This is a genomic window from Pseudomonas sp. GW821-FHT01D09 (assembly GCF_059422465.1).
On sequence record NZ_JBWKWY010000012.1, the window covers coordinates 101,613 to 128,216 of the forward strand.

Genomic DNA, 26,604 nt, shown 5'->3' on the forward strand with positions numbered 1-26,604 from the left:
CATGAATCAACCCCCGAACCGGCGCATCCTGCTGATTGACGACACCCCCTCGATCCACGAAGACTTTCGCAAGATCCTCATGCCGCCTATGGAACAGAACGCGGCACTGGACGACATGGAAAGCGCCCTGTTTGGCGAGGCCGCCAAACCCCAGGCCCCACCGTTTGAGCTGGACTCGGCCTATGGTGGCCAGGAGGGCCTGCAACAACTGTGTACCGCCATGGAACAAGCCCGGCCCTACGCCCTGGCCTTTGTCGACATGCGCATGCCCCAGGGCTGGGACGGCGCACAGACCATGGAAGAACTCTGGAAAGTCGACCCGGACCTGCAAGTGGTGGTGTGCACCGCCTACTCGGACTATTCCTGGGAAGAACTGCTGTCGCGCCTCAAGGGCCACGACCGGCTGCTGATCCTGAAAAAGCCTTTCGACAATATCGAAGTCCAACAGATGGCCAACACCCTGGCGGCCAAATGGGACATGGCCCGCCGCGCCCGCCTGAAAACCATCAACCTCGAACAGCTGGTCGAACAGCGCACCCAGGCACTGACCCTGGCCAGCCAGGCCCTGCAACTGGAAATCGACGAACGCAAGCAGCTGGAAAGCCAGTTGATCCAATCGGAAAAACTCGCCTCCCTGGGGCAGATGGCTGCCGGGGTGGCGCACGAAATCAATAACCCGGTCGGCTTCGTCACCTCCAACCTTGGCACGCTGGAGGGTTACTTCAAGCAATTGCAGCGCATGCTCGACGCCTATCAACAGGCTGAGGCGGCCCTGGCGCCCGGTGGCGGCCTTGAACAACTAAGCGCCTTGCGCAAAGAGTTGGACCTGGAGTTCCTCAAGGACGATATCCCGATCCTGATCCGCGAATCCAAGGATGGCATCGGTCGGGTGACGCAGATCGTCAAGGACCTGAAGAACTTCTCCCGGGTCGATAACGACGAAGCCTGGCAATGGGCGAACCTGCAGCAAGGGATCGACTCGACCCTGAACATCGTGGCCAGCGAGCTCAGGCACAAGGCGGATGTGATCAAGCATTACCAGCCCTTGCCCGAGATCGAATGCCTGGCCTCGCAAATCAACCAGGTAGTAATGAACCTGGTGATCAACGCCGCCCAGGCCATGGGGCCGGAGCGCGGCACAATCACCTTGAGCAATGGGGTCGAGGGCGATCAGGTCTGGCTGGAGGTTGCAGACAACGGCTGCGGGATTGCCCCGCACAGCCTGCAGAAAATCTTCGACCCGTTTTTCACCACCAAGCCGGTGGGCGAAGGCACGGGCCTGGGGCTGTCGCTGTCCTATGGCATCGTCAAGAAACACCATGGGGATATTTCGGTGAGGAGTGAAGTGGGCAGCGGCACCACCTTCCGGGTGGTGCTGCCGATCCGCCAGACCGCAGCGTGACAGCCCTGGCGGTTCAGGCTTGAGCGGGCTTGGGACTGGAACCAAACGAGGCAAACCGTTTGTTGAACCCGGCAATCCGCCCTTCGACCTGGGTCTTGCGCTGCTGGCCGGTGTAGATCGGGTGGGAAGCGCTGGACACGTCCAGGGCCATGTAGGGGTAAGTGTTGCCATCGCTGTGTCGGTGGGTGCGGTCTGTGTCGACAGTGGAGCCGATCAGGAAAAACACATCGGCGGCAGTATCGTGGAACAGCACGGTGCGGTAGTCGGGATGGATACCAGCTTTCATGGGGCCTCCGGGGCGTTTTGGCAGAATCAATACGTTATACAGTAACGCAAATAATGCACCTAAACGAGAACGTATTGCAATACCCGTCGGGGCTTGGGCTCTATGCGGTTGCCCCGGCAAGGAACTCGCCCGTAAGCTTGGGCTCAGTGTGAACCGTGAACACCCTAAAGAAATAGAACCTTGTAGGAGCCGGCTCCTACAGGTCATAGAGAGTCCGAACCCAAGGAAACCGTATGAGCCTGTCGTTGCTTAGCCGTTATGCATTCTTTGCCGTGTGTGTCATTTTCACCCTCGCCAGCCTCCCCTTTATCCAACACGAATGGCTCTGGCCGATAACCCTGGTGACCGGCGTGCTCAGCCTGATCGGCGTGTTCGACCTGCTGCAAAGCCCCCACGCGGTGCGCCGCAACTACCCGATCCTGGGCAATATCCGCTACCTGGTGGAAGGCATCCGCCCGGAAATCCGCCAGTACCTGCTGGAGTCCGACAGCGACGCCCTGCCCTTCTCCCGGGCCCAGCGCTCGCTGGTGTATTCGCGGGCCAAGAATGAAAGCGCCGACAAACCCTTCGGCACCCTGATCGACGTATACCAGTCCGGCTTCGAGTTTATCGGCCACTCCATGCGCCCGGCCCCGTTGAGCGACCCCAGCGCCTTTCGCGTGATGGTCGGCGGCCCGCAGTGCACCCAGCCGTATTCGGCGTCGGTGTTCAATATCTCGGCCATGAGTTTCGGCTCGTTGAGCGCCAATGCCATCCGCGCCCTCAACCAGGGCGCCAAGCTCGGCAACTTCGCCCACGACACCGGCGAGGGCAGCATCAGCGCCTACCACCGGGAACACGGCGGCGACCTGACCTGGGAGCTGGGCAGCGGCTACTTCGGCTGCCGCACCCGCGACGGCCGTTTCGACCCGCAACGCTTTGCGGTGCAGGCGCAAAACCCGCAAGTACGGATGATTGAAATCAAGATGAGCCAGGGCGCCAAGCCCGGCCACGGCGGGATCCTGCCCAAGCACAAGGTAACCCAGGAAATCGCCGAGACCCGCGGCATTCTGATGGGCGAAGATTGCATCTCGCCATCACGCCACAGCGCGTTTTCCACGCCAATTGAACTGATGCAATTCATCGCGCAATTGCGTGAGCTGTCGGGCGGCAAGCCGGTGGGCTTCAAGTTCTGCCTGGGCCACCCGTGGGAGTTCATGGGCATTGCCAAGGCCATGCTGGAAACCGGGATCCTGCCGGACTTTATCGTGGTCGACGGCAAGGAAGGTGGCACCGGCGCTGCGCCCGTGGAGTTCACCGACCATATCGGCGTGCCCCTGCGCGAAGGCCTGCTGTTTGTGCACAACACCCTGGTGGGCCTGAACCTGCGCGACAAGATCAAGCTCGGCGCCAGCGGCAAGATCGTCAGCGCCTTCGATATCGCCAGCGTGCTGGCCATCGGCGCCGACTGGGCCAACTCGGCCCGGGGCTTTATGTTCGCCATCGGCTGCATCCAGTCGCAAAGCTGCCACACCAACAAATGCCCGACCGGCGTGGCCACCCAGGACCCCTTGCGCCAACGCGCGCTGGTGGTGCCGGACAAAGCCCAGCGCGTGTTCAACTTCCACCGCAACACCCTCAAGGCCCTGGCGGAAATGCTCGCGGCGGCCGGCCTGGATCATCCATCGCAACTGTCGGCCAAACACCTGGTGCGGCGCATGTCGGCCACCGAGATCAAGCTGTTCTCGCAGTTGCATGTGTTCTTAAAGCCTGGGGAATTGTTGACCGGCGAAGTGAACGGCGAGTTCTATTCGCGCATGTGGCAGATGGCCCGGGCCGACAGTTTCGAGCCCCATGAAGTAGACGCCGCCTAAAAGGATCGCTGTGATGTTGAAGGTAATCGCTGAAGACTTTATCCAACCCGAACACCTGGACACCGTGCGCCCCTGGTACGCCGAACTGGTGGAAAAAACCCGCCAGGAACCGCTGTGCATTGCCTACGATCTGTTTGTCGACCAAAAAGACCCGGGGCACTTTATCTTTATCGAGCAGTGGCCGGACCAGGCAGCGCTGGATGCACACTGCCAGACCGAGCACTTCACCCGGCTGGTGCCGCAGATCAATGCGTATCAGGCCAAGCCTTGCCGGGTACTGTTGATGGATGGGTTTTAAACAATCCCCCGCTGCTGAACCGGACCACCGACGGCATCGTTGAAACAAGGAGGTTCACCATGCCGTTATTCGATTTTGTCTCGCTCGCTCAGCAATTGCCTGATAGCTGGACATCCACACGGGGTCCCTTCAAAGGACTGCCTCATCATATTACGGGTGTTACTGACTGATATAAACATCACTGAGATCCATTAACTTCATTACGATATAGCCAGACTCACCTACAGTACACACATCATAAAATTTGTTTGTAACTATAATAGTTTCCTGACAACGAACAGAAATTGACCTGAATTTTTTTTCTTCCATAGACAACACATTGTTGACCCCCCCGATTCTGGGCAACATCTCCGGGAGCAGGATAAAGCCCATATTCACTACATACCGCATAAAAGGCAATGCAGACATTGTGCCATCGCCACCAACAAGCCAGCCCTTCGTAGAGTTTCTCACCATGTAAAAAACCTTTACACGGCGCAAATCAGCATGACTTATAAGATCATAGGAAAGATAACGCGCAACACTTTCCCCCAAGGTCTTATGCAAACTCAACATACGCCCATGGGCATATGAAAAAGAAAGCATTGCCATCAAGGGCACCACCAACAACAAAGCACCATTTACATGAATCAACCTAAGCGCACGATAACTCAAAAATAATATCAGCACCAAGAGTGTCGATACGCCCATCATCAACCGGGCCTCATCGTTAAAATAATCAAAAGCCAGAGCTATACCGGGGATTGATAACAGCACCACCGGAACAACACATATACACAGCAGACAATGAATAATTTTATGAGACACCCTATCCGCAGAAAGCAGAACACCTCGCACCACAATACAAAACCCGGCAACCGCTAATAAAATAAGCAGCCCGCACAACCAAGCGTTATCTTCGTGATAGAGCAATCCCACCCGCTGGCTAGCCAACTTCAAATCTGCTACCAGTTTGACTGGCCAGCCATCAACGAACTGGCGCATAGCCGTCCGCTCCTCCGTCATGAATTGGAAGGCCGTCGCCAAATATATAAGCAGCGCAACCAACAACTGCAGCAACCGATCCCTTAACCTGATCAAATTTACATATAGGCTTTGTTGATCATGTGCAATCATCAGCCGTTCAATACACACCAGACCAATATAAACATTTATCACTACCTGATAAAAACTCAGGCCTACTGCCAGCAATATGGCAGGCACTACTATATTAGAAAATAGCGACCGCCCCTTGTAGGCAATAGAAAATATAACAGCCGCAACCCCTAGCCCCATAGCTGGGCCGTCATACTGATAGGATAGACTCTGTAAAAAGTAAGGACTGTACCAAAGCGGCAACACCACAAAACAACTACTGAGTGTCGGACGCAAAAAGAAACTTACAACCAAAGCCCTTAATGCAAAAGCCATCACCACGACGCAAATCAAAAGCGGCAGCGGGAAAATATTCGGTGCAGCACTCGTAAAGCTTAGCCCTTTATATAACCATTCAACCAGTATTCTCCCACTGTCTGCCCACCCCAGACCTGCCGACTGAGTACGCCAACTATCATCGATATATAAATAATCGGCCAACATCAACGGAATTACAAAAATCAGATTCGCCACGCAGAAAAAACTCAGCATCTGACTCGATGACAGCTCCATGTCAACAATTTTCACTTAGTACCTCCCACGTGCACTGTCCTTCGACACTGCAAGGCTAGTCTTTCAAATTGTTTGCTTTCGCGAAATCACATCCTTAATCACATACCGCGGCCTATGCTTGGCCTCCATATAAATCCGCCCCACATACTCCCCCAAAATACCGATCCCGATCAGTTGCACGCCCCCCAAAAACAGAATCGCCGTCATCAACGATGGATAGCCCGGCACATCATTGCCAAACAGCAACTTGTCGATGATCAAATACCCCGCATACCCCAGCGCTAATAACGAAATGCAGGCACCGATATAACTCCATAACCGTAGCGGCAAGGTACTGAACGACGTAATGCCCTCCAGCGCCAGGTTCCATAGTTTCCAGGCGTTAAACTTGCTCTGGCCGAGCACCCGCGATGCCCGGTCATATTCGACAATGGCCACCGTGAACCCCGCCCACGACAGCACGCCTTTCATAAACAGTTGCTGCTCCGGCAACGCCTTGATCACGTCCACCACCTTGCGGTCCATGAGGCGGAAGTCGCCGACGTTTTCTTCGATATGGGTGTAGGCGATGCGATTGAGCAGGTGGTAGAACAGCGAGGCGCTGTGGCGTTTGAGGTAGCTGTCGCTGGAACGGTCGCGGCGCTTGGCCAGGACCACATCGGCGCCCTTGTGCCACTCATCAATCAAGCGGGCAACCACTGGCACCGGGTCTTGCAGGTCGACATCCATCGGCACCACCGCCTCGCCGCTGGCGTATTCCAGGCCGGCGAACAGCGCCGCCTCCTTGCCGAAGTTGCGGGAGAAGTTGATCAGCACCACGTTGTGATCGAGCAGGGCAATCTCCCTGGCGATAGCCTGCGTGCGGTCCGTGCTGCCATCGTTGATAAAGACGATCTCGACGTCATACGCCTGCAGCGACGGCTCGCTGTGTACGGCGCGGTAAAACGTCTCGATCGCCTGCTCTTCATTGAACAACGGCACGATCAGCGAGAGCCTCATGGTTCAGGCCTGCGAAACACCAGGTACTTGGCCAGCAAGAAGCCACACACCAGGCTGCTAAGGGAAAACACCACCACCGTGACGAGCCCGGGCAAACGCCAAGAGTCCCCCATCCAGCCCACCGCCAGGCTCAGGCTGCCCAGGCACAGCATGAACACCAGGTAACGGCCAACCGAAGCCGCTACGCCAAAGGTGAACGTGGCATTCACAAAAAACGAGAAGGTCGCGGCTACGCAAAAAGCCAGAAGGTTGCTGAGCGCCTGGCTGAGATCCAAGGCGGCCCTGAGCACGAAAAAGACCTGCCAGTGGATCACGGTGTTGGCGATGCCGATCACTGTGTAGCTGGAGAACCCCGTCCATAGCCTGCTCATGCCACCGTCACGCCTCATTATCCATTAGCCGATGGGCAAGCAAGCCATGCGCAAAACACCGCGTCTACTGTCAGAAATAACAGGTAGAGGCGGTTATACGACGAACGGCAGCAGCCCATCCCACAATTGAGACATTCAGTAATACCCAACCTTTGCAATTGCTTACAAATACCGCCAACCTGCGCCCGCCCGACGTGCGGCTCGACCACTGCCAAGCCCCACGGGTCACTATTTCACTCAATTGTTCAAGAGCCCGCAGCCATGCTTAACGGACGCGACCCACGCATCGATTTTTTTCGGGGCCTGGCGTTGATCTTCATTTTCTGGGATCACGTGCCCCACAACCCTCTCGGCCAGATCACCCTGCGTAACTTCGGTTTCAGCGATGCCGCCGAGGTCTTCGTGTTCCTCGCCGGCTACGCCTCGGTACTGGCCTACAGCAAGGTGTTGCAGCGCGAAGGCTACTGGATGGCCTGCCTGAAAATCCTGCGCCGCGCCTGGGTGTTGTATGTGGTGCATATCTTCTTGCTGGCGATGCTGATGGGCATCGTGTTCTTCGCCAACAGCAAGGTGGAAACCCGCGACCTGGTCCAAGAAATGGGCCTGACGCATTTCATCACCAACCCGCAACAAGCCCTGACCGATGAGTTGCTGCTGCGCTTCAAGCCCAACCTGATGGACCCGTTGCCGTTGTATATCGTGCTCTTGCTCGGCTTGCCGCTGGTGCTGCCGGTGCTGGTGCGCAAGCCCCTGGCGGTGGTGGCGGTGTCGTTGGTGGTGTACCTGCTGGCGCCAAGGCTGGGCTGGAACCTGGCGGCAATTGCCGATGGGGTGTGGTACTTCAACCCGGTGACCTGGCAGTTTCTGTTCGTACTCGGCGGCGCGGCGGCGATCCACGCCGGCCAGCCACGGGCGCCGCAAACCCGGGCCTTGCACCAGCAGCCCGTGTTTCTGGCCGCGGCGACCTACACACTGCTGGCTGGGGTGATCACCCTGTCCTGGCGTTGGCCCCAGATCCATGACGCCGTGATGCCCGCCGTGTTGAGCGAGCTGCTGTACCCCATCAGTAAGACCGACCTGTCCCCCGTACGTTTACTGCACTTCCTGGCCCTGGCCTATGTCACCGCCAAGCTGCTGCCCGGCCGTGGCTGGACGCACAACTGGCTGGCGCAACAAAGCTGTCGCATGGGCCGCTATTCCCTGGAAGTGTTCTGCCTGGGGGTGTTGCTCGCACCACTGGCGGACATGCTCAACGCCCAGGTCAACGACGCCTGGCCGATGCAGATTTTCAGTGCCCTGCTGGGGCTGGTACTGATGGCCGGGTTGGCAGCGTGGCTGGAGTTCAACAAGCGCTTGAACCAGACCCCGCGCCGGGACGGCCACCCGTTAAATAGTTAGCCCCCCCGGCGGCATGCGCGGTGATTCCATCTGCCCTCCACTTATCGTGAAAGGTAGAGCGCATGCCGACTCATCAATTACTCAACGGCCTGTCCGGCAATCTGCAATCGAGTACCTCCTGGGCCCAGCAACAGGCGCTGGCGCTGATCCAGCGCAATGTGCTCCAGGCCCTGGAGAGCCTGGGCACCGAGGAGAAACAACGTTTCCTGCACCTGCAACGCCAGGCCCTCACAGCCCTGGCGGCCGTTGAAACCGAGAAGGAACGGCTTGTCCGCACCTTCAAGGCCGGCGGCCTGGCGCAGTTGCGTAACAGGATCGGTGGACGCGACCCGGAGCAGTATCGCTTCGAGACCACCTACCTGGAGAAGGTCGAGCAACCCTTGCCCTGGGAGCGACAGCCAGGCAGCCATATCAGGCTGCCCCGGCGCTCCGATCAGGATCTGCGCTACGTCGAACACATCAAGAGCCTGTCGTTGTGGGACGCGGCCTGTGTGAATTTCGGCTTCACTTCCGCCATTCGCCAGGACTCCGGCTATAGCCTGGTGGACGCCAGCACAGTGGTCGGCCCCGACGGCGATCGCAGCCTCGGCGCCCGGGAGTTCATCGCCATTGCCCGGGAGCTGGACCTGGGTCATCAATTGCAAGGGAAGATCAGGGCCGCCCTTGGCGAGAACGGCACGTTGCGCCGGTTGATGGGCGAGGCGGCGCTGGCCCTGTTGCACTTTGACGTGCTGGACGCCTGGCGCAACCGTGCGCAAAACGGCCTGACCCAGGTGGTGTACGACAGCCTTAGGGCATCGCTCGACGGCAGCGGCCCACAACTGCCTGTCGACAGCCTGAGCCTGGCCTGCGGCGTCACCCCCCTGATCGCCGTGCCCTTCGTACCCTGGGAGAGTGCGATTCCAGTGCCCTTGCTGCTGATCCGGGTGGCCAGCCTCGGGGTGCTGTCGTATTTCCCTTTCCGCCCCGGCGGGGCATTTCGCTACCACAGCGACGCCCGTTCGGCCGAAGCCGACTTCCGCCAGCAGTTGCTCGACAGTCACCAGCAAGGCGACCTGGGCTGGTTCTCCCGACAATTGCCGCTGGTGGGCCTGTCGGTGTTCAAGTCCTTGCTAACCCAGGAACCACGTCCCGAGGGCATGAGCTGGCTGGGCGGGCTCCTGTATGACGGCTTTCACAAAGCCTTCCCGGAACAGACGCTCAACGATATTCGCTTCGCCACCGACCCACCCTCCGGCCCTGCCAAAACCATCCTGCAAGCCCTGACCTATCGCCAGATCCAACGCTGCCAGGCCGATATGGACACCCTGGCCAACACCCGCTCCGAAACCGACTGGCAAGCCGTCAAGGACGCCACCGCCGCCATCGCCTCCGAAATCCTGCAACTGCTGCTCACCCCGCTGCCCGGCGGGGTCACGGGGATGAACCGGGGCATGCAACTGGCGGTGCTGGGCAGCATGACCTACAGCGTCAGCGTGGGCCTGAATGAAGCCGTCAAGGGCGACGCCAGCAGCTTCGCCCAGACCCTGACGGATGTCGCCGACCTGGCCGTCAGCGGGCGCTTGATCAGCGTCGCCGGCAGCGCCCATCGCCAGCGCATGCTGGAGCACCTGCGGCGGCTGGGCAACCCACGCAAAGTCACGCGCCCCGACGGTGTGGATGAATTGTGGAAACCCGACGCCCGCCCCTACGCCCACGACCAGCAATACCTGCTTGAAGGGCAAAACCCCGATGCCCTGTGCGTGTTCACGGTGCAAGGCAAGCAATACGTCAAGCTGCACCATGAGCAGCAGACCCTGGTGGCAGAGGTCACCCACGACCAACACCATCAGCGCTACGTGCTCAAGAACAGTCGCAGCCCCTACAAGCCCCCGATTGTGCTGGATCCGGCGCTGCAGGCCTGGACCTTCGACCTGCATGACGCCCGGGCCCTGTCAGATACCCAGTTGCTGCAACGGATGCTGCCCAATGGTTCGTCGATCATCCCCGTGCTCGACCTGGAGCGCATGCTGCGCAGCACCGCCACCTCCCGCATCGCCCTGGAGAATGTCTGGCGCGGCGAACCGGCCCCCCTGAACCTGATCGAAGGCGTGCGGCGCCTGCAGGCCGACCAGATGATCCAACAGATCATCGAGCACTTTGATCAAGCCGGCTACTTGCCGCCCTATGGCGAGAGTGTGGTGCTCTGCCTGCTGACCCAGTTGCCCGAATGGCCCGCCGCGACCCTGCTGAGCATCAGCGACCCACAACACAGCGTGATCGAAACCTTCGGCAAGAGCGTACCGCCGATGCCCGAGACCACGACCCTTACGATCATCCGTAACGAAGACGGCAGCTACCAGGCCGAACAGGATCGCAGCCCACCGCCCTATCGCGCCGACCCCTTGTTGGGCCTGGTCATCAGCCTGCAACCCGATACCTCGCAACTGGGCCTGGCGACCCAAGCCGATGCCACGCCCACGCAGCGGATCATGGCGGTACGCCGTGCCATCGTAGACTTGGCGCGGCGTGAACGCCTGGCCCTGTTCGCCGCGCTGGTGAGTTACGCCGGTTATGAAAAAAGCGAGCAACTGCCACCGCCCAGCGTCAGGCGCTTCCTACCGGTCAAGGCATCGGAGTCGCCGGTCGCCGTCACGCCTTTTCTGAAAAAGCTGCGTGACCTCAACAGCCCACTGTCACCGGCCCTGCTGGTGCGGCTGCTGGAACAGCATCCGCTGACCCCGCGCCAACAGCAGGCCTACCTGCAAGAAGGGGTATTGCCGGTGGCCTTTTTTGAACGCTTGGATAATCACCGCACCGCCCTGCGCATCGACGCCGCCATCGACGCGCTGTATCACCCCCGACAATTCAACAACGATGCCGATCAATGGGGCCGGGAGTTTGCCTCGGCGTTGATCCGCCGCCGCCTCAAGCGCCATTTCGTCATCACCGAAGTGTTCGCGGGGGCCATTGCCAAGCCTTATCGCTCCAGTGGCCCGGATGACCTCACCGTGGAACTGCGCCACTTCGGCGAGGGCGTCTATGAGGCCTATGACATGCGCAATGCCGGCACGATTGCCGTATCACCAGCAGTGGACAGTTTCTACCTGGCCATCGGTTCGGTCCTGCAACCCCATGAGCGACAACGCTTGGGCATGGCCAGCGCAACCGACGCCATGGGCCTGCGCACCACCCTGGGCGACTACATGAGCCACCAGCGCGGCCCGGAAGGCTTTGTCAGGCTGGCCAGCGGTTCACTGGCACAATACGAGCACACCCTGGCCCTACCACAAAAGCTGCAGCCCGACGCCCTCGGCCTGTTCCCCCTTGAAGGCGACCATTACCTGCCCCTGTTCGGCTCCTGGTACCGGATTGTCTATGACAACCGGGCTTTCAAATGGCGGCTCAAGCACCCGCAAAAAATCGGCGTCGACACCCCGACCCTGGAGCACAACGGTCATGGGGCGTGGCGCCTGTCCAGCGAAAATCCCATGGGGTGGGACGATCACAGCCTGCTCTATCGCCTCGGGGGCGACCACTATGCGTTCCCCAAGAACACCGCCAAAACCATTCTGGCCCTGACCGACACCCCGCCCCATGTGTTGCGCCAGATACACCGAAGCGGCCGGCCGTCGCCGCCACTGCTGGCCGATACCTGCAAGCGTTTGCGCCTCGACCAGGAAATCAACCGGTTTATCGAGGCGATGTATGAGCTGTCCACCCATGCCCCCTTCGCCCACCCGAACCTGCTGTTGCTGGTGATCTCCAGCCTGCCCGGTTGGCCCGACAGCCACGTTCTGGAAGTTGCCGGCCGGGACACGCCCCTCAGATACCCCGCCCGGCATCGGCCCGACGCCCAGGTGGTGAGTGCCACCGACCAGGACCTGGAGAGCTCCGGGCTCCTGGACAAACTCGTCAGCGATGACGACCTGGCCCAGGCTCTGCTCGGTGAGCTGCCCAAGACCCAGGAACAGCGCCTGTTCCAGTTGATTACCCGGATCGTTGAATACACCGACCGAGAGCGCACGCAAATCCTGCAATCCTTGTACCTGCGCAGCGAGTCCGACGGCACCGCGCAAGAACGCCGTTTCAAGGCCAAGCACCCGGAGTTGCCCAACAGTACGGTCAAGGCGATTCTCGGCCACGCCACGTCGCGCGAGCTCAAACAGTTGCATGAGAAAGACCAGTTGAGCCTGCGCCTTCATGAACAGGCGCGCCTGAGTGCCCACGACTTGCGCCTCAATCGTGCCTTTGAAGGCCTGTTTGTAGACGCCTGCGCCAATGCCGACAGCGACCGGATTACCCTGTACCTGCTCCGCTCCCTACCCGCATGGCCAAGCAACCTGCGTATCGATGTCCGTGAACGGGACAACCAGGGGCGCTTGCTGGAAACGGCGGGGTCGTTGGTCGGTTCATCACGCAAGACCGTGGCCCGGACCAATCGCGGTTATCAAGCCTACGACCAGCAGGGTGCGCGCCTGGGCCAACCCTCGATCAGGTTACTGCGGGTCATTCTCAGTACCTTGTCTACCGCCGAGCAGGTCAGCCTTGAGGTGGACACTGAAGCCGGCATCATCGATTTACACCACCAGCTCGCCGAACTGGCCTTCGCCCGCCGCGTGGAAATCAAGGGCCTGCTGGATATCCCGCACCTGCAACCCTGGATGCAACCGGCCATGGGCCTGGACCGCTCGTTCCTGGCGTATCCACTCTGGCAGCGCATCTGGCCGTTTCGTGGGCCCCGGCCACCGGACCTGGTGGCCAAGACCCAGGAGCTCTACCCCCATTTCAATAATGATGACGCCCGGCGCTTCTTGCAGTCATTGAACATGACTGACCCGGAAAAACTGCTCGAGCTGGAACGCCGCCAGGCCGAGTATCAGGCCATGGATGTGGAGCTGTCGCGCTGGAGCGAAACCCTGACCCCGGCCGACAACGAACTCAACGACCCCCTGGGCATCAACCGCGGCAGGCGCCGGCATATCGCCTACCAACTGCGCAGTGCATGGCGCCGCGAAAACGCCACGTTCTACATCGCCGGGCTGTTCAACGTGCCGTCCCTGGAGCTGCAACTGGACGACGAGGGCTTGCCGCCGGCCTCCTTCCTGGCAGGCACCAGCGGCTTCAATCACATTCAATACCTGCGTATTTCCGGTAATGCTTTCCCCGACTCGGGGCCGCAGTTCCTGGCCAAATTCACCCAGCTCAAGGCCCTGCGCCTCGATTGTCGCCTGACCGAACTGCCCAGTGCGATCACCGAGATGACCAGCCTCACCCACCTTGACCTGAACGACAACGACCTGCGGTTGACCGCAGAGTCCGTGCAACGCCTGGCAGGCATGGTCAACCTGCAGAAACTGGACCTGAACGACAACCCGGACCTGAGCCTCGTGCCGGATGTCAGCCGGATGTTGCACTTAAATACGCTGCACCTGGCCAACACCGGCATCACGCAATGGCCCATCGGCGCCAGCGCACTGCCGCGCCTGGTGGAACTGCACTTGCAGGCCAATGCGATCACCACCATTCCCGACGAGGTCTTCACCAACCCCTGGTTGCAAATCGCCAATCGCAATACCCTGCTGCACGAAAACCCGCTGTCCGCCGAGACCCTGGCCAGCATCGACGCCTACCGCCTCAGCACCGGTATTCGCCTGGGCGGGCAGTTGCAGACACCCGCCCACGCCCCGGCAATGGCCAATGATCTCGACACTTGGCTGACAGGCGTTGCGGCTGACGACGTGGCGGCACGTCGACAACTGTGGGAGCAGTTGAAGGCCAATGAAACAGCAAGTGCCGACGATGTGTTCCGGGTGCTGCGTGATTTGAAGAGGACCCATGCCTACCGCAACACCGCCTCCAGAATACGCCTGACCGAGCGGGTCTGGACCCTGCTGATCGCCATGGGCGAGTCAACGCAGTTGCGCAACACGGTCTGCCTCAACACCTACGGTTCCGGCAACTGTGGCGACAGTGTGCTGCTGGCCTTTACCAATATGGAGCTGCATCACCGTATCCATCAGGCCAAGCTACAGCCCAGGAGCTACCTGGCCGACCGCACCTTGCTGGAGCTGGCCAAGAGCTGCTTCTACCTCAATCAGCTGGATCACTTTGCCGACCAGTTCGTGCTTGCACGCGAGCGGGCCGGGCTGGAAGTCGATCCGGCCGAGGTCACCGTGTACCTGCGCAGCAAACTGGCCGGTGAATTCAACTTGCCGTTTTACCCACTGGATCTGCTGTACACCGTTGATGACTATGTCACTGACGAGGTGGTCGGTGACGCACGCAGAACCCTGCAGCGCCTCGGTCGATCAGCGGCCCTGCAGGAGGCAATCCTGATGACTGAGTTCTGGATCGAGTATCTGGCCAGCAGCGAGCCGGAGGCCTTTTTCACCGTCAAGGGCACCATCACCTACAAGGTCAATGTGCTGGATCAGGAAGTGTCAGACCACCGTTCGGAGGAGTATCTGGAGCGGCGCCAGTTGCTGGCCGATGAGGAAACGAACGAACACAACCGGCTGGTGCGCCAGTTGACCGAGGGCACGCAGCGGACATTGCTGCATGTCTGAGCCGGTGTTGGCCTGCCTGTCGCAAAACAGGCAGGCCAGGCGTCAAGAGGTTATGCCGAACGCTGGGAACCCTGGCCGGCCTGGGTCGGTTGCAGCTTGAACACGTAGAACAGCACGGTCAGGAACAGCAGGAACACCGGCCCGACATACAGCGCCACGCGGGTATCCGGGAAGTACGCCATCAGGCCCACCACCAGTACCAGGAATGCCAGGGCCAGGTACGAACTGACCGGGTACAGCCACATACGGTACTTCAGGGCTTTCTGCTCGGCGGGGCTCAGGCTTTTGCGGAACTTGAGCTGGGCCAGCAGGATCATCACCCAGGTCCAGATCGCGCCGAAGGTGGCGATGGACGTGACCCACACAAACACCTTGTCCGGCACCAGGTAGTTGAGCAGCACGCCCAACAGCAAGGCGAAGATCGACAGCAGCAGCGCATTACGCGGTACGCCGTTGCTGGAGGTGGTGCCGAAGGTCGCCGGGGCCTGGCCGTTCTGCGCCAGGCTGTAGAGCATGCGCCCGGTGCTGAAGATCCCGCCGTTGCACGACGACAACGCAGCGGTGATCACCACGAAGTTGATGATACCGGCGGCGGTCTTGATGCCCAGGCGCTCGAAGGTCATCACAAACGGGCTGCCCTGGGTGCCGATCTCATTCCACGGGTAGATCGACAGGATCACGAACAACGCACCGACGTAGAACAGCAGGATGCGCCAGAACACCGAGCCAATGGCATTGGGGATGGTCTTCTGTGGGTTCTTCGCTTCACCGGCGGTCAGGCCGATCATTTCCACGCCCAGGTAGGCGAACATCACCATTTGCAGGGACATCAACACCCCCTGCACACCATTGGGCATAAAGCCGCCATGGGTCCACAGGTTGGAAATCCCCAGCGCCACGCCGTCGTTGCCAAAGCCAAAGGCAATGATGCCGACGCCGCCAATGACCATGGCAATGATGGTGACGATCTTGATCAGGGCGAACCAGAACTCGAACTCACCAAAGGCCTTCACGGCGATCAGGTTGATGGTGCCCATGCTGAGCAGGGCGGCCAGGGCCCAGATCCAGCGTGGCGTATCGGGGAACCAGACGCCCATGTACACGGCCACCGCCGTGATTTCCGCCACACAGGTCACCAGCCACAGGAACCAGTAGTTCCAGCCGGTCAGAAAGCCCGCCAACGGGCCGAGGTAGTCCTGGGCGTAGCGGCTGAAAGAGCCGGCCACCGGGTTATGCACAGCCATCTCGCCAAGGGCGCGCATGATCACCAGGATCGCCAGGCCGCCGATGATGTACGACAGCATGATTGCCGGGCCGGCCATTTCGATGGCCTTGGCCGAGCCAAGGAACAGGCCGACACCGATACAGGCGCCGAGCGCCATCAAGCGAATATGCCGTTCGCCGAGTTCGCGTTTGAGCGGGCCGCCTGAAGCGGTCTCGCCGTGGGGCAGGTGGTTACCAGCAGGCATAGGGGTACAACCTCATTTTGTTATTGGATTGAACCACCGAGTATCAGGCGTACCAGCGGGTGGGCTCGTACGCCTCGGTAACCGGACCTGCCTTATGGGCAGATCCGTCTGACAGGAAAAACCGGCCAGATCAGCGGGTATGCAGTATAAAAAGCCCGCTACAGAGCTTTTCACTCAATAAACGGCAATATTCAGCGAGAACTCTCGGCAAAAGCCGATATGACGGCGGCGCAATATCTGCCCGGATCGCCATTCTCCGCGGAAAACGGCGGCGAGTATTGCACAGCCATGGTGCAGCGTCATGCCCCTACCCTAGTCGCATTTACTCATCGCAAGGGCTCTAGAACGGTACTTCGCCGTCAACCCAGGCCGGTGCGTCGAAGAACAGCTTGCGCGCCATGCGCAAGTTGACTTCGCCACGGTGAATTGCCAGGGTCTGCGTCACGCGCCCGCCCTGCCCGGCCTGGAGGCTGGCAAATGCCTGGGCCTGGGCCTGGGCTTGAGACTGCTTGCCCAGCCGGTGCTGGGCCGGGGTCTTGAGGTGCGCGGCGGTAAAGTGATCGTCCGGCCCGCTCGGCCGTTCATAGTGAAAGTGCCCGTAGCACAACGCCTGGCGGGTGTGCACATCCAGCACCACATAGGCTTGCAGCCAGTCATTGGCGCGACCGGCCAGCGCGACCCGCGCCCCCTGTCGGAAAATCCGCACTTCATCATGCATGACCAGTACTTCCAACCCTCCCTGGGTCGGCGGGCGGGCCCTGATTGCGTTGAGCCGTGCCTGCAAGCCCTGCTCTGACAAACGGCTGGCGGCAGCCCGCAGCTCATCGGCCTCGGTCCTGGCCCGGGCTTTTTGTGTGGCCGCCAGCCGCTGCGGCTCACTGTGCAACAGGCGCTGCTGGATGGCGTCGGCACACCGGCGCAGCTTGTCGGCGCGTTGTTCAAGGATCTCTTGCAGCGACTGCGGTTCATTGGCCTTGCCCGCCATCTTCAACACCTCGGCAATCGCCTTGTCCACCTGGGCCCGCAGTGCCTGCCCGTGCTCAAGCAAGCGGTTCAGGTTCGGCGCCGATGCGGTGCGTCGGGCCTGGGTTTTCTGCAGCGGCTCCCAGATGCCGTCGGCAGCCTGGACAAACGAGGCGATCACCTCGTCCCGCGCATCCGTGACCTGGGCCACTTCGACCGGCTGCTCACCAGCCATCACCTGAACCTGAGCCACATACATGTCCCGGTTGCGGGTGCGGATGATCTTTTTCTGCCGGGGCCGCGCCACAGTCGGTGCCGGGGTCAGTGCCGCCGGCGCCAGGGTGGCGGCCAGCTCGTGCTGGACCTGAAGATGCAATTGGGCGAACAGCTGCTGCAGTTTGTCCAGGTAACCGAGGTTGAATTGATCGGGCTCCATCGCCCGCCAGAACTCAATCCGGTCATCGGTCTGGGCATACACCCGGTCGAAGCTCTCCAATAATTCGAGACGCAATGGCGGGCTCTGGGGCGCCAACTCATCCAGTTGCGCCTGGGAACCGCTGGCCCAGCGGGCCCGATCAACCGTGTCGTTCAGGCTGTGCAAGAACTCCTCGTCCATCTGGGGGCCTTCGTGATTGATCGCCACCGCCCACAGTGCCGAGACCTGCAACGACTGCAACTCCAGGACACTGGGCCCCTCCCGCCGCCCCTGGTGCAAGGCCTCGACAGTGTCGCGGCCATATTTTGGAACGCGGCCGAGTTCATCCAGTGAGCCAAGCTCCAGGCTGCGCCAGCGGATGGCTTGCTCATTGCTGTCAGCCAGTTGCTGCAAGCCTTGCAGGATGGTGTGGTGGGCTTGTTGGTTGATCGTGGACTGGGCCTCTTCTTCACTCTCGTGCTCTACCAGGCGCAAGGCCGGCACTAGCCGGGCGTGAATCGCAACGGCCACCCCACGGGCGTGCTGGAGCAACTGCTGCAGGTTGAGGATTACCCCTTCGAGCAGGGTGCACAGCTCGCGCTCATAACCCGCACGGGACTTGATGGCCTGCAAGTCCTTGAGGCACTGAAGCTCAAGCAGCGAAGCCTGCAATTTGTTGTACAGCTCCTGGCCGTAGCGCTCCTGCGCTGCGGCCCGCTGCTGCTCGGTGATACCCGTCGACTCGCGGGTGCTCAACTGCCGGGCGACCATCATGGCCCGGTTGGCCGCCTCCCGCCGCTGGGCGTAACGAGCATAATCCTGCTCCAGTTGCAGGCGGCGGGCCTCAGGGGCCAGCGGTTCCTGCGGGCTGTCGGGCTGGCCGCCCAGCAAGCGCAAACGCAGGTCCACATCCCAGGTGCCATCCCTGCCAGACTTAAGCAAGGGGCCGCGCACCGAGCCATCGGCGTTCGTCACCTCGACGCCGCTGCCGGTGACCTCGACCCGGTACAGATGGCCCCGGACCAGGGCCTGCCATTGCGGCGGGACCGACGTGGCATCCCGCACCAGGCCTTTCAAGCGCCCCGTGGTCTCAGCCCCAGGCAGGATGCGCGGCCATGGCGCGGCAAAGGCCTTCAGGCTCATGGCTTGCAGCCGTGCCTGCATGGGGCCGGTCATGGTTTCACGGGCATTGCACCAGCGGTAGGGCGAATCCAGCTGTACGCTTTCAGGGCCGCGCACCACCGCCGGCGCGGGCTTGACCAGGCGCGTGCGGGCAAAGGCCGGGTGCTGCCGGTCCAGGGGCGCCGGCCACTCATGGGGCGACGCGCGATAGGCAAGTACCATCACCAGATTCGTCAGCAGGTCCGTGACACCCTGGGCTTGAGCCGCCGGATCATCCTCGGCCAAGGCGAGCATATCCTGCTTGACACTGCCCAGCATCTGCACCAGCCAGCCCACCAGCAAGGCGGGCCCGCGAACAAAGGGCAGCAGCGTGTCAAACAGCAACCACCCCGCCGTCTTCAGCGTGGCCCAGCGTTGCTCGCGGTTCGACACCGACTGCGCCTGGGCCAGGCTCACCAGGGCCTGGGCCGTGGAGGCAAACAACCGGGGCAGCGGATCGCCATCGGCCACCCGTTTGCTGAGCCGGGCCGGCGCAGGCCGCTCGGGCACACTGAACTCATCCCCCGCCAGAAAGCGCCGTATATGAGGCTCCAAAAACCCACCCTGGGCATACACCGCCTGGCGGTCCGGGGCCATCCAGGCCAGGATGCCGGCCTGCAGCTCGCCCGGCGCGCAAATGGCGTCCAGCAACTGCGCCAGGGACTCGAACTCATGCAGGCCCGGGCTGAACAGGGGGCGGTACAGCAGATGCGGCCCCTGTTCAGTGTCACGGGGGCCGATCACATACATATTGACCACTTCATCCGCCGTGGCCGTGGGCGTGGCCTTGAACGCCAAGGGCCAGATGGCCGCCGTGCGCTCAGCCGCGCCGGGCTGGAGCGCGCCCTTCACCAGTCGGTAACCGGCCTGGGTCAGGCCACCTTCGCCCTTGAGTTGCATTTCCAGCGCCAGTAACGGCAGTTGTGCTCGCAGTTGCCGGGTAAACAACGCTGCGCGCCAGGTACGTTCGGCCGGGTCGTTGATCAGTTTTTGCCGCAGCAGCTCCGGGTAAACCTGGCCGATGTCCACCTCGGTCACGCAGCCGGTGAGCAGTGCCGCAGTCAACCACCCGGGGGCCGTGGCCCCCTTGAGCCGGATCCGGGACGGCGTGTGGGGAAAGCCGCCGAGGTTTTCCAGGGCCAGGTCCGTCAGGCTCAAGTTCTGCGAATGCACATCGCCACTGGTAAAGCCGCCGGGCAACACGGCGGCCGTTACGAGGGTGTAGGTCAGCTCAATGTCATCCGGTGCAATCCCGTGGGCCCGGGAGTCTGTGCCGAGACAGCGCTTGAGCGCCTTGGCGGCAAAGGTGCGCAGTGGCTCGATCCCGTCAAGGAAGGTCTTGCCGGCCGCCTCGGCCTGTGCCTGGACCAGGGCCTGGAGCTCGCCTGCGTAGGCCAGGCTGTCCTGGGGCGAGGCGTGGGCCAGCCACAGCGGCAATTCGTCCTGCATGCGCAGTTGCAGCGGCGTCAGCACGGACTCGAACCAGCGGTTGGGGTCTGTCACATAATCGAGCAGTGCCTGGTACTGATCGGGCGTGCGCGGCACGGTGCGGTCGATGGCCAGCACTTCTGTGCACTGGCGCTCGGCATAACTGGCTGCCAGGGCATCGAACGGGTCGCCCACGGGCTCCTCGGCAAACCACTCCAGCGCCGCGCCAGCCAGGCGCGGGCCCACATAACCGGCCAGCAACGGCGCAACCTCCTCCAGCTGCGCCAACGGGTGGAGCCCCGTGGCCGGGCTGAACAGCAGCAGCGTGCGCAGCTCAGCCCCGAACAACCGGTGGTCAAGCACCAACAGCGGCAGCATCTGCGGCGCTTGCGCGCTGCCTTGGCGCCGGGCAAACAGGGCCTGCACCTTCAACGCAGCGCCCTGCACGCTCCACTGGCGGTCGGGACGGCTGGCACGCAGCAAGGCACGGGGAAAGAGCCTGGAAAACTGCTGCTCATCCATGCCCGCAGGTTTCTGGCTGTCATACAGCAGCATCAGCAAATCATCGGACAGGTACGCCCAGCGGGTGGAGTCCACCGGCACCGTCTCGCGCCACCAGTCCTGCAACCGCACCAACCAGGCCTGCAGCAGCTCTGGCCCGAGCTGATTGACCAGTTGCTCGATGTCGGCCAGCGCCGGCCCGCCTGGCCCATAGACCTCCCGCTGGCGCAACAGCACCTGGTGGTGATCCTCGACATAGCGCAGCGGGCGGGCGCAGGCCAGGCGCATCAATACTTCGTCCGCCAGCCGGCTGTAGTGGTATTCGCCAGCCTGCCGGGGGGTGCCAATGGCAACGCGCTCGGCCAACAGATTAAGAGAGGGGTGGCGCTGATCCAGCGCCACCTGCACTTGGCTGACAGCCACTTGCCGCAGGGTGGGGACGGCCGAAAACAGGCTGACGATCTGCTCGATATGAGCACGCCGCAATGAGGTCGCTTGAGGCATGGAATGGGGCTTCCTGGTGACGGACGCAGGGAAAAGGTCCGATTGGACCTGCACGATAGGCAGCGCCTGCCGGCCACGGTGGTAGTCGGTTATGGGCCGCGTGGGCCGTGGGCAGACAAATTCCTTGCGGGCGCCAATCAGCGGCTAAGCTTCAGGCAAGTGCGATCAATCTGCGTGAATGGATCAATCGACTATGGGCGCTCTCTGGCAAACCGATTCGACCCAGGCTGCGGTGCCAACCGACAGCACGGATGAACCGCCATTGCCCCAAAAGCCCCGCAAGCCGCGCTTTGCCTGGCGCCTGTTGTGGCTGTTGCTGCTGATGGGCGTGCTGGCCCTGGCTTATGCCGCCTCCCGAGAAATGCGCACATCCACATGGCAGGCCCGTGAACTCAGCCGGTTCGCGGCCACCTTGACCTATCAGGTGCGGCCCGGCCCCAGCGACGCCATTGTCTACCCGGGCAACGGCCCCTTCGACAAACGCCTGGGCTACAGCGCACTGGGGGAGTTCCTGCCGCGCTTGCTCAAGCGCAATTACCAGGTCGAGCAGCAGGCGCAGTTCTCCACGGCCCTGCTCGACTACACCGGCCATGGCCTGTTCGTACCCTATCGCGAGAAGATCCAGGCCGGCCTGTCGATCACCGATTGCCGCGCCCAGGCACTGTACCAATACCGTTACCCGCAGCAGTTTTATCCAAGCTTTGCCGCCATCCCGCCCGTGGTGGTCGACAGCCTGCTGTTTATCGAGAACCGCGACCTGCTGGACCCGGCCCAGCCCCAGGCCAACCCCGCCGTGGACTGGCCGCGTTTTGCCAAGGCGGCCTGGTCGCAACTGGCGCGCTGGCTGCACCTGCCGGGCCAGACAGCGGGCGGCAGTACCCTGGCCACCCAGCTGGAGAAGTATCGTCACTCCCCCGAGGGGCTGACGCTGTCCGGCGGCGAGAAAATCCGCCAGATGATTTCCGCCAGTGTGCGCACCTACCAGGGCGGCCCGCAGACGCTGGCGGCCCGGCAAGACATCGTGCGCGACTACCTCAATAGCGTGCCGCTGTCCGCCGTGCCCGGCCACGGTGAGGTGCACGGCATGGCCGAGGGCCTGCGCGTGTGGTACGGCGCCGACTTCAACCAGACCAATGCCTTGCTCAACGACCACACCGCCAACAACCTCGCGCTCAAAGGCCTGGCCCTGCGTGAAGTGTTGTCCCTGATGATTGCCCAGCGCCGGCCTTCCCACTATCTGTCCAAGGGCCGGGATGAACTGGCGAGCCTGACCGACAGCCATATCCGCCTGCTGGCGCAAAACGCGGTGATCGACCCGGCGTTGGCCAAGGCCGCGCTGGCCAGCACGGTGAATTACCGCGACTGGCAGCAGCAACCAACACTGCAACCAATCGAGACCAACAAAGGCATCAGCGTTGCCCGCAGCCGCCTGGCCGCCCTGCTCGATCGCCCGCTGTACGACCTCGACCGCCTCGACCTGGCCGCCACCAGCACCCTGCAAAGCGACCTGCAAACCCAGGCCACCGCCTACCTCAAGCACCTGGCCGACCCGGCCTTCGCCGGCCAGCTCGGGCTGCTCGGCCCACGCCTGTTGACCCCCGCCAGCACCGCGCAAGTGCGCTACAGCTTCACCCTGTACGAGATGACCGCAGACGGCGCCCGGGTCCGGGTGCAGACCGACAACACCGACCAGCCATTCGACCTCAACGAGAGCAGCAAGCTGGAGCTGGGCTCCACCGCCAAGTTGCGGGTGCTGACCACTTACCTGCAAATCATCAGTGAACTGCACGGCCGCTACGCCGGGCAAACCCCCGCCGCCCTGCAAAAAGCCCCCATCGACGAGCAGGACCGCCTGTCACGCTGGGCCCTGGATTACCTGGTGCAAAACCGCGACCAGGGCCTGCCCAAAATGCTCGATGCCGCCCTGGACCGGCATTACTCCGCCAGCCCCGGCGAAAGCTTCTTCACCGGCGGCGGCCTGCATCATTTCCATAATTTCCGCAATGAAGACAATGGCCGCAACCCGACCCTGCGCGAAGCCTTGCGTGAGTCGATCAACCTGCCATTTATTCGCCTGATGCGCGACCTGGTGCGCTACAGCACCTACCAGGGCCCGCACAACAGTGCCGAGTTGCTCAAGGACGACAGTGACCCGCGCCGCCAGGAATACCTGGCCCGGTTCGCCGACCGCGAGGGCACCACGTTTCTCCTGCGTTTCTGGAAAAAATACCGCAACAAGGACACCCAGGCGCGGCTCGACACTTTCCTCGACAGCCTGCACCCCACTGCCATCCGCCTGGCCGCCGTGCACCGTTACCTGCTGCCCCAGGCCAGCCAGCAGAGCTTCAACCGCTTTGTGCGGGCCCACTTAGGTGGCGCCCAGACCCGCGAAAAGCTCACTGACGAACGCCTCGCCACGCTGTACCAGGCCTATGGCCCCGGGGCCTATGACTTGCCGGACCAGGGCTATATCGCCAAGGTCCACCCCCTGGATTTATGGCTGCTCGGCTACCTGCTCCAGCACCCCGATGCCACCTTCACCCAGGCGGTCGCGGCCAGCCGGCACGAGCGCCAGGAAGTCTACAGTTGGCTGTTCAAGAGCCGGCACAAGAGCGCCCGGGACAGTCGCATCCGCACCATGCTAGAGGTCGAGGCCTTCCTCGATATCCATCAGCGCTGGCAACAGGTCGGCTACCCCTTCGACCATCTGGTGCCGTCCCTCGCCACGGCCATCGGCAGCTCGGGCGATCGCCCGGCCGCGCTTGCGGAACTGGTGGGGATTATTCTCAACGACGGCATCCGCCAGCCGACGCTGCGGATCGACAGCCTGCATTTTGCCGCCGGCACGCCGTATGAAACCCGCCTGGTCAACGACCCCGCTCGCGGCAAGCGGGTGATGCCCAGCGCAGTCGCCCAGGCCCTGCGCGAGGCACTGTCCCAGGTGGTGGATGCCGGGACCGCCAAGCGCGTGGCCGGCAGTTTCAAGCTGGCCGACGGCACGCCACTGGCCATGGGCGGCAAGACCGGCACCGGTGACAACCGCCTCGAAGCCATCGGCGCCGGTGGCCGGATCCTCAGCTCCAAGGCCATCAACCGCACTGCGACCTTTGTGTTCTACATCGGCGAACGCCACTTTGGCACCCTGACCGCCTTCGTCCCCGGCAGCTCGGCGCAGAACTTCACCTTTACCTCGGCCCTGCCGGTGCAGGTCCTCAAGGGCATGGCGCCGGTACTCACACCCTTCCTGCAACCGGGCAGCCAGACCTTGTGCCGCGTGCAACGATAACGCGGGAAGCTTCGCGAGCACGCTCGCGCCGACATGGGTTTAGCCGTTGATCTCGATCACTTTCTCGCTACTGCCTTCCACCAGGAAGAACCGATAGATGCGCCCGGCCTGTTTATCGAAAGAAAACACCCGGCCCGGGAAGATGTGGTTCTTGGTGATCGGCGCACAGTCGCTGCGGTCGCCCACGGCACAATCCTGGAACTCATCCACCACCACCACGGTGTTGCCAGCATTGCGCAAGGTGTAGCGCCGACCGCCGTTTTCGACGCGGGTGTCGAAACGGCTTTCGGTAGGCCGTACGAAGAACACCGTGCCGTAGCCGGACATCACCCGCACGCCCGCCGCCAGGGAGGCTTCATAGGCGGCGCGGTCTTCGTCGTTGATGCCGAAGTCATCGTCCTTCTCCGGCGCCACCGGCAGGTAACGCACGCGGAAGTAGCGTTCACGGTCGCGCTCGCCCATAAACAGGAAGCGTGTGCTCTGCATGGCATTGGCCGGCACGATCAGGCGCGCCGGGCTGGCCATCAGGCCATCGCGCACCACGCCATTGGCCTGGTCCTTGAGCGGCACTTCGTCATAGCTGCCATCGGGTTTGTAGAGCATTTCGGTGATGTTGACCTTGACGAAGGCAGTGCTGGTCCCGCCATTGAACACGCGCTTGAGGTAGGTGTTTTTATCGGCGTTCATGTAGTCGTAGAAATCGCCGACATTGATGGCCGGGCCCGCCTGGACATTCAGGGACCACAGGCACAGGCCCAATGCTGCATACAGGTATTTCATAAGCACCTCGTTGTTTACGGTAGCAACGCGTCGAAGATCAGATGCACGCTGCCAAAATAGTCGCCCGGGACATAGCCGTCCGGGGGCTCTACGGCGGCAATTTCCAACAGCACACGCTTGCCGGCCCGCGCTTCATCGGCGGGCACCACCAGGCTGTCCGTCAGCTCCAGCCATTGGCCGTTGAACGAGACATTCAGCAGGATCTGGCGCCGGCCGTTGGACAAGGTGGGCAATTGGCCCAGGCGGGCGACAATCCCGCCGGCGCTGTTCTTCACGTCGAAGTGTTCGCGCAGGGGCTTGAGGGTCCTGGTCACCAGGTTCCAGGCCATTTCCTGCTCGCGCTCCAGAAACTGCGAGTTGATCGGCACTACATAAAAGTCGGCGGTCGGGATGGTGACCGACACGTCGAACACCTGCTCTTCACGGATCGCCAGGGCCTGGGCGCTGAGCAAGGCCGCACCGAGCAGCAGCAACGTCCCCAGGATGAATTTGGACAACTTGCCCGACCGATAACGGGCAGCATGGGCCTTCTCACGGTTCATCAGCCTTTGACCTCATAGGGTTGTTTCTCGCGGCCCTCGACCAGGGTGAAGCGATAGGTTCGCCCGGCCTGCTTGGAAAAGCTGAAGGCACGCCCCGGCAGGATGTGGTTCTTGGTCACCGGCAGGCAGTCCTGGGCATCGTCGCTGGCGCAGTCCTTGAACTGATCCACCACCACCACGCTGTTACCGTCGTTGCGCAGCCCATATTCACCGGCGCGCTCCTCTACCCGCGTGGCAAAGCGCGTGTCCTTGGGCCGCACGAAGAACACCGTGCCAAACCCCGCCAATACCGTGACCCCGGCCGACAGGCTGTTGTTGTAGGCCTCGCGCTCCTCACTGGAAACCACAAACTCATCCTCGGCCTCGGGCATCACCGGTACGAAACGCAGGCGGAAATAGCGCTCTTTGTCCCGCGCCCCCAGGTACAACAACCGCGTACCCTGCATGCCATTGGCCGGGACAATCATCCGCGCCGGCGTGGCCATCAGGCCATCGCGGGCGGTGTTCTCGGGGTTGCTCTTGAGCTCGACTTCTTCGGAACTGCCATCGGCGTTGTAGAGGATTTCCATCACCGAGACCTTGATAAAGGCGGTGCTGTCACCGCCATTGAAGACCCGCTTGAGGTAGGTCGTCTTGTCGCCATCCAGATAGTCATAGAACACCCCCACATTGATATTGGGAGCGGCCGGGGCCGACAGCGGCAACCAGCACAGCGCACACAGCGCCAACAGATGTTTCATTGCCATAAACCTC

At 61.8% G+C, this 26,604-nt stretch carries 15 protein-coding genes; 6 read left to right on the forward strand and 9 right to left on the reverse strand.

Features of this window, described 5'->3' with window-relative positions; translation table 11 throughout:
- Window position 1: 1 nt before the first annotated feature.
- Window positions 2-1,402, forward strand: a complete 1,401-nt coding sequence (locus AC07W7_RS13730; protein ID WP_495039488.1) for an ATP-binding protein — start codon at window positions 2-4, stop codon at window positions 1,400-1,402.
- Window positions 1,403-1,415: 13 nt separating this feature from the next.
- On the opposite strand, the gene AC07W7_RS13735 is transcribed toward AC07W7_RS13730, so the two are convergent.
- Entirely contained in the window at window positions 1,416-1,688 is a 273-nt protein-coding gene (locus AC07W7_RS13735; RefSeq protein ID WP_076962404.1) for a type B 50S ribosomal protein L31, read from the reverse strand.
- Between the two features lie 233 nt (window positions 1,689-1,921).
- On the opposite strand from AC07W7_RS13735, the gene AC07W7_RS13740 reads away from it, so the two are divergent.
- Together AC07W7_RS13740 and AC07W7_RS13745 are read left to right on the forward strand one after the other, a co-directional pair.
- The gene (locus AC07W7_RS13740; protein ID WP_076962403.1) at window positions 1,922-3,541 is read left to right on the forward strand and encodes an FMN-binding glutamate synthase family protein; all 1,620 of its coding nucleotides are present in this window, start codon (window positions 1,922-1,924) and stop codon (window positions 3,539-3,541) included.
- A gap of 13 nt (window positions 3,542-3,554) precedes the next feature.
- Window positions 3,555-3,839, forward strand: a complete 285-nt coding sequence (locus tag AC07W7_RS13745; RefSeq protein WP_495039489.1) for a putative quinol monooxygenase — start codon at window positions 3,555-3,557, stop codon at window positions 3,837-3,839.
- 159 nt (window positions 3,840-3,998) lie between these two features.
- On the opposite strand, the gene AC07W7_RS13750 is transcribed toward AC07W7_RS13745, so the two are convergent.
- From AC07W7_RS13750 to AC07W7_RS13760, 3 genes are read right to left on the reverse strand one after another with little or no spacing between them, the layout of a single operon-like run.
- Complete coding sequence (locus AC07W7_RS13750) at window positions 3,999-5,501, reverse strand: glucosyltransferase domain-containing protein (protein ID WP_495039490.1); 1,503 nt, start codon at window positions 5,499-5,501, stop codon at window positions 3,999-4,001.
- 48 nt (window positions 5,502-5,549) lie between these two features.
- Entirely contained in the window at window positions 5,550-6,485 is a 936-nt protein-coding gene (locus AC07W7_RS13755; RefSeq protein WP_495039491.1) for a glycosyltransferase family 2 protein, read from the reverse strand.
- Window positions 6,482-6,856, reverse strand: a complete 375-nt coding sequence (locus AC07W7_RS13760) for a GtrA family protein (protein WP_076962399.1) — start codon at window positions 6,854-6,856, stop codon at window positions 6,482-6,484. The genes AC07W7_RS13755 and AC07W7_RS13760 overlap by 4 nt, the downstream gene beginning before the upstream one ends.
- A gap of 261 nt (window positions 6,857-7,117) precedes the next feature.
- Here AC07W7_RS13760 and AC07W7_RS13765 point away from each other — a divergent pair, with 261 nt between their 5' ends.
- Both AC07W7_RS13765 and AC07W7_RS13770 read left to right on the forward strand, forming a co-directional pair.
- The gene (locus tag AC07W7_RS13765; protein ID WP_076962398.1) at window positions 7,118-8,254 is read left to right on the forward strand and encodes an OpgC family protein; all 1,137 of its coding nucleotides are present in this window, start codon (window positions 7,118-7,120) and stop codon (window positions 8,252-8,254) included.
- Between the two features lie 62 nt (window positions 8,255-8,316).
- A complete protein-coding gene (locus tag AC07W7_RS13770; protein WP_495039492.1) occupies window positions 8,317-14,802 on the forward strand; it encodes an NEL-type E3 ubiquitin ligase domain-containing protein in 6,486 nt (2,161 codons plus the stop codon).
- A 50-nt stretch (window positions 14,803-14,852) separates the two neighbouring features.
- Here AC07W7_RS13770 and AC07W7_RS13775 read toward each other — a convergent pair whose 3' ends face one another.
- A complete protein-coding gene (locus tag AC07W7_RS13775; protein ID WP_076962396.1) occupies window positions 14,853-16,271 on the reverse strand; it encodes an amino acid permease in 1,419 nt (472 codons plus the stop codon).
- Window positions 16,272-16,611: 340 nt separating this feature from the next.
- On the reverse strand, window positions 16,612-21,243 hold the full coding sequence (locus AC07W7_RS13780) for a hypothetical protein (protein WP_495039493.1): 4,632 nt from the start codon (window positions 21,241-21,243) through the stop codon (window positions 16,612-16,614).
- A gap of 193 nt (window positions 21,244-21,436) precedes the next feature.
- On the opposite strand from AC07W7_RS13780, the gene AC07W7_RS13785 reads away from it, so the two are divergent.
- Window positions 21,437-24,529 carry a transglycosylase domain-containing protein gene (locus tag AC07W7_RS13785; protein WP_495039494.1) on the forward strand — a complete coding sequence of 1,031 codons (3,093 nt, stop codon included), beginning with the start codon at window positions 21,437-21,439 and terminating at the stop codon, window positions 24,527-24,529.
- Window positions 24,530-24,568: 39 nt separating this feature from the next.
- Here the strand turns inward: AC07W7_RS13785 and AC07W7_RS13790 are convergent, their stop codons facing one another.
- The 3 genes from AC07W7_RS13790 to AC07W7_RS13800 are packed head-to-tail and all read right to left on the reverse strand — an operon-like array spanning window position 24,569 to window position 26,591.
- A complete protein-coding gene (locus tag AC07W7_RS13790) occupies window positions 24,569-25,309 on the reverse strand; it encodes a pilus assembly protein (RefSeq protein WP_076962393.1) in 741 nt (246 codons plus the stop codon).
- 14 nt (window positions 25,310-25,323) lie between these two features.
- Window positions 25,324-25,851 carry a CS1 type fimbrial major subunit gene (locus tag AC07W7_RS13795; protein WP_169864392.1) on the reverse strand — a complete coding sequence of 176 codons (528 nt, stop codon included), beginning with the start codon at window positions 25,849-25,851 and terminating at the stop codon, window positions 25,324-25,326.
- Window positions 25,851-26,591 carry a molecular chaperone gene (locus AC07W7_RS13800; RefSeq protein ID WP_495039495.1) on the reverse strand — a complete coding sequence of 247 codons (741 nt, stop codon included), beginning with the start codon at window positions 26,589-26,591 and terminating at the stop codon, window positions 25,851-25,853. Before AC07W7_RS13800 ends, AC07W7_RS13795 begins: the two co-directional genes overlap by 1 nt.
- Window positions 26,592-26,604 lie beyond the last annotated feature (13 nt).

What these genes read in the sequence shown, in the direction of transcription:
- AC07W7_RS13745 (WP_495039489.1), top strand. Translation starts at nt 3,555, where the DNA reads ATGTTGAAGGTAATCGCTGAAGACTTTATCCAACCCGAACACCTGGAC.
- AC07W7_RS13795 (WP_169864392.1), bottom strand. Translation starts at nt 25,851, where the DNA reads ATGAACCGTGAGAAGGCCCATGCTGCCCGTTATCGGTCGGGCAAGTTG.
- AC07W7_RS13785 (WP_495039494.1), top strand. Translation starts at nt 21,437, where the DNA reads ATGGGCGCTCTCTGGCAAACCGATTCGACCCAGGCTGCGGTGCCAACC.
- AC07W7_RS13740 (WP_076962403.1), top strand. Translation starts at nt 1,922, where the DNA reads ATGAGCCTGTCGTTGCTTAGCCGTTATGCATTCTTTGCCGTGTGTGTC.
- AC07W7_RS13780 (WP_495039493.1), bottom strand. Translation starts at nt 21,243, where the DNA reads ATGCCTCAAGCGACCTCATTGCGGCGTGCTCATATCGAGCAGATCGTC.
- AC07W7_RS13730 (WP_495039488.1), top strand. Translation starts at nt 2, where the DNA reads ATGAATCAACCCCCGAACCGGCGCATCCTGCTGATTGACGACACCCCC.
- AC07W7_RS13755 (WP_495039491.1), bottom strand. Translation starts at nt 6,485, where the DNA reads ATGAGGCTCTCGCTGATCGTGCCGTTGTTCAATGAAGAGCAGGCGATC.
- AC07W7_RS13760 (WP_076962399.1), bottom strand. Translation starts at nt 6,856, where the DNA reads ATGAGCAGGCTATGGACGGGGTTCTCCAGCTACACAGTGATCGGCATC.
- AC07W7_RS13775 (WP_076962396.1), bottom strand. Translation starts at nt 16,271, where the DNA reads ATGCCTGCTGGTAACCACCTGCCCCACGGCGAGACCGCTTCAGGCGGC.
- AC07W7_RS13770 (WP_495039492.1), top strand. Translation starts at nt 8,317, where the DNA reads ATGCCGACTCATCAATTACTCAACGGCCTGTCCGGCAATCTGCAATCG.
- AC07W7_RS13735 (WP_076962404.1), bottom strand. Translation starts at nt 1,688, where the DNA reads ATGAAAGCTGGTATCCATCCCGACTACCGCACCGTGCTGTTCCACGAT.
- AC07W7_RS13765 (WP_076962398.1), top strand. Translation starts at nt 7,118, where the DNA reads ATGCTTAACGGACGCGACCCACGCATCGATTTTTTTCGGGGCCTGGCG.
- AC07W7_RS13790 (WP_076962393.1), bottom strand. Translation starts at nt 25,309, where the DNA reads ATGAAATACCTGTATGCAGCATTGGGCCTGTGCCTGTGGTCCCTGAAT.
- AC07W7_RS13800 (WP_495039495.1), bottom strand. Translation starts at nt 26,591, where the DNA reads ATGAAACATCTGTTGGCGCTGTGTGCGCTGTGCTGGTTGCCGCTGTCG.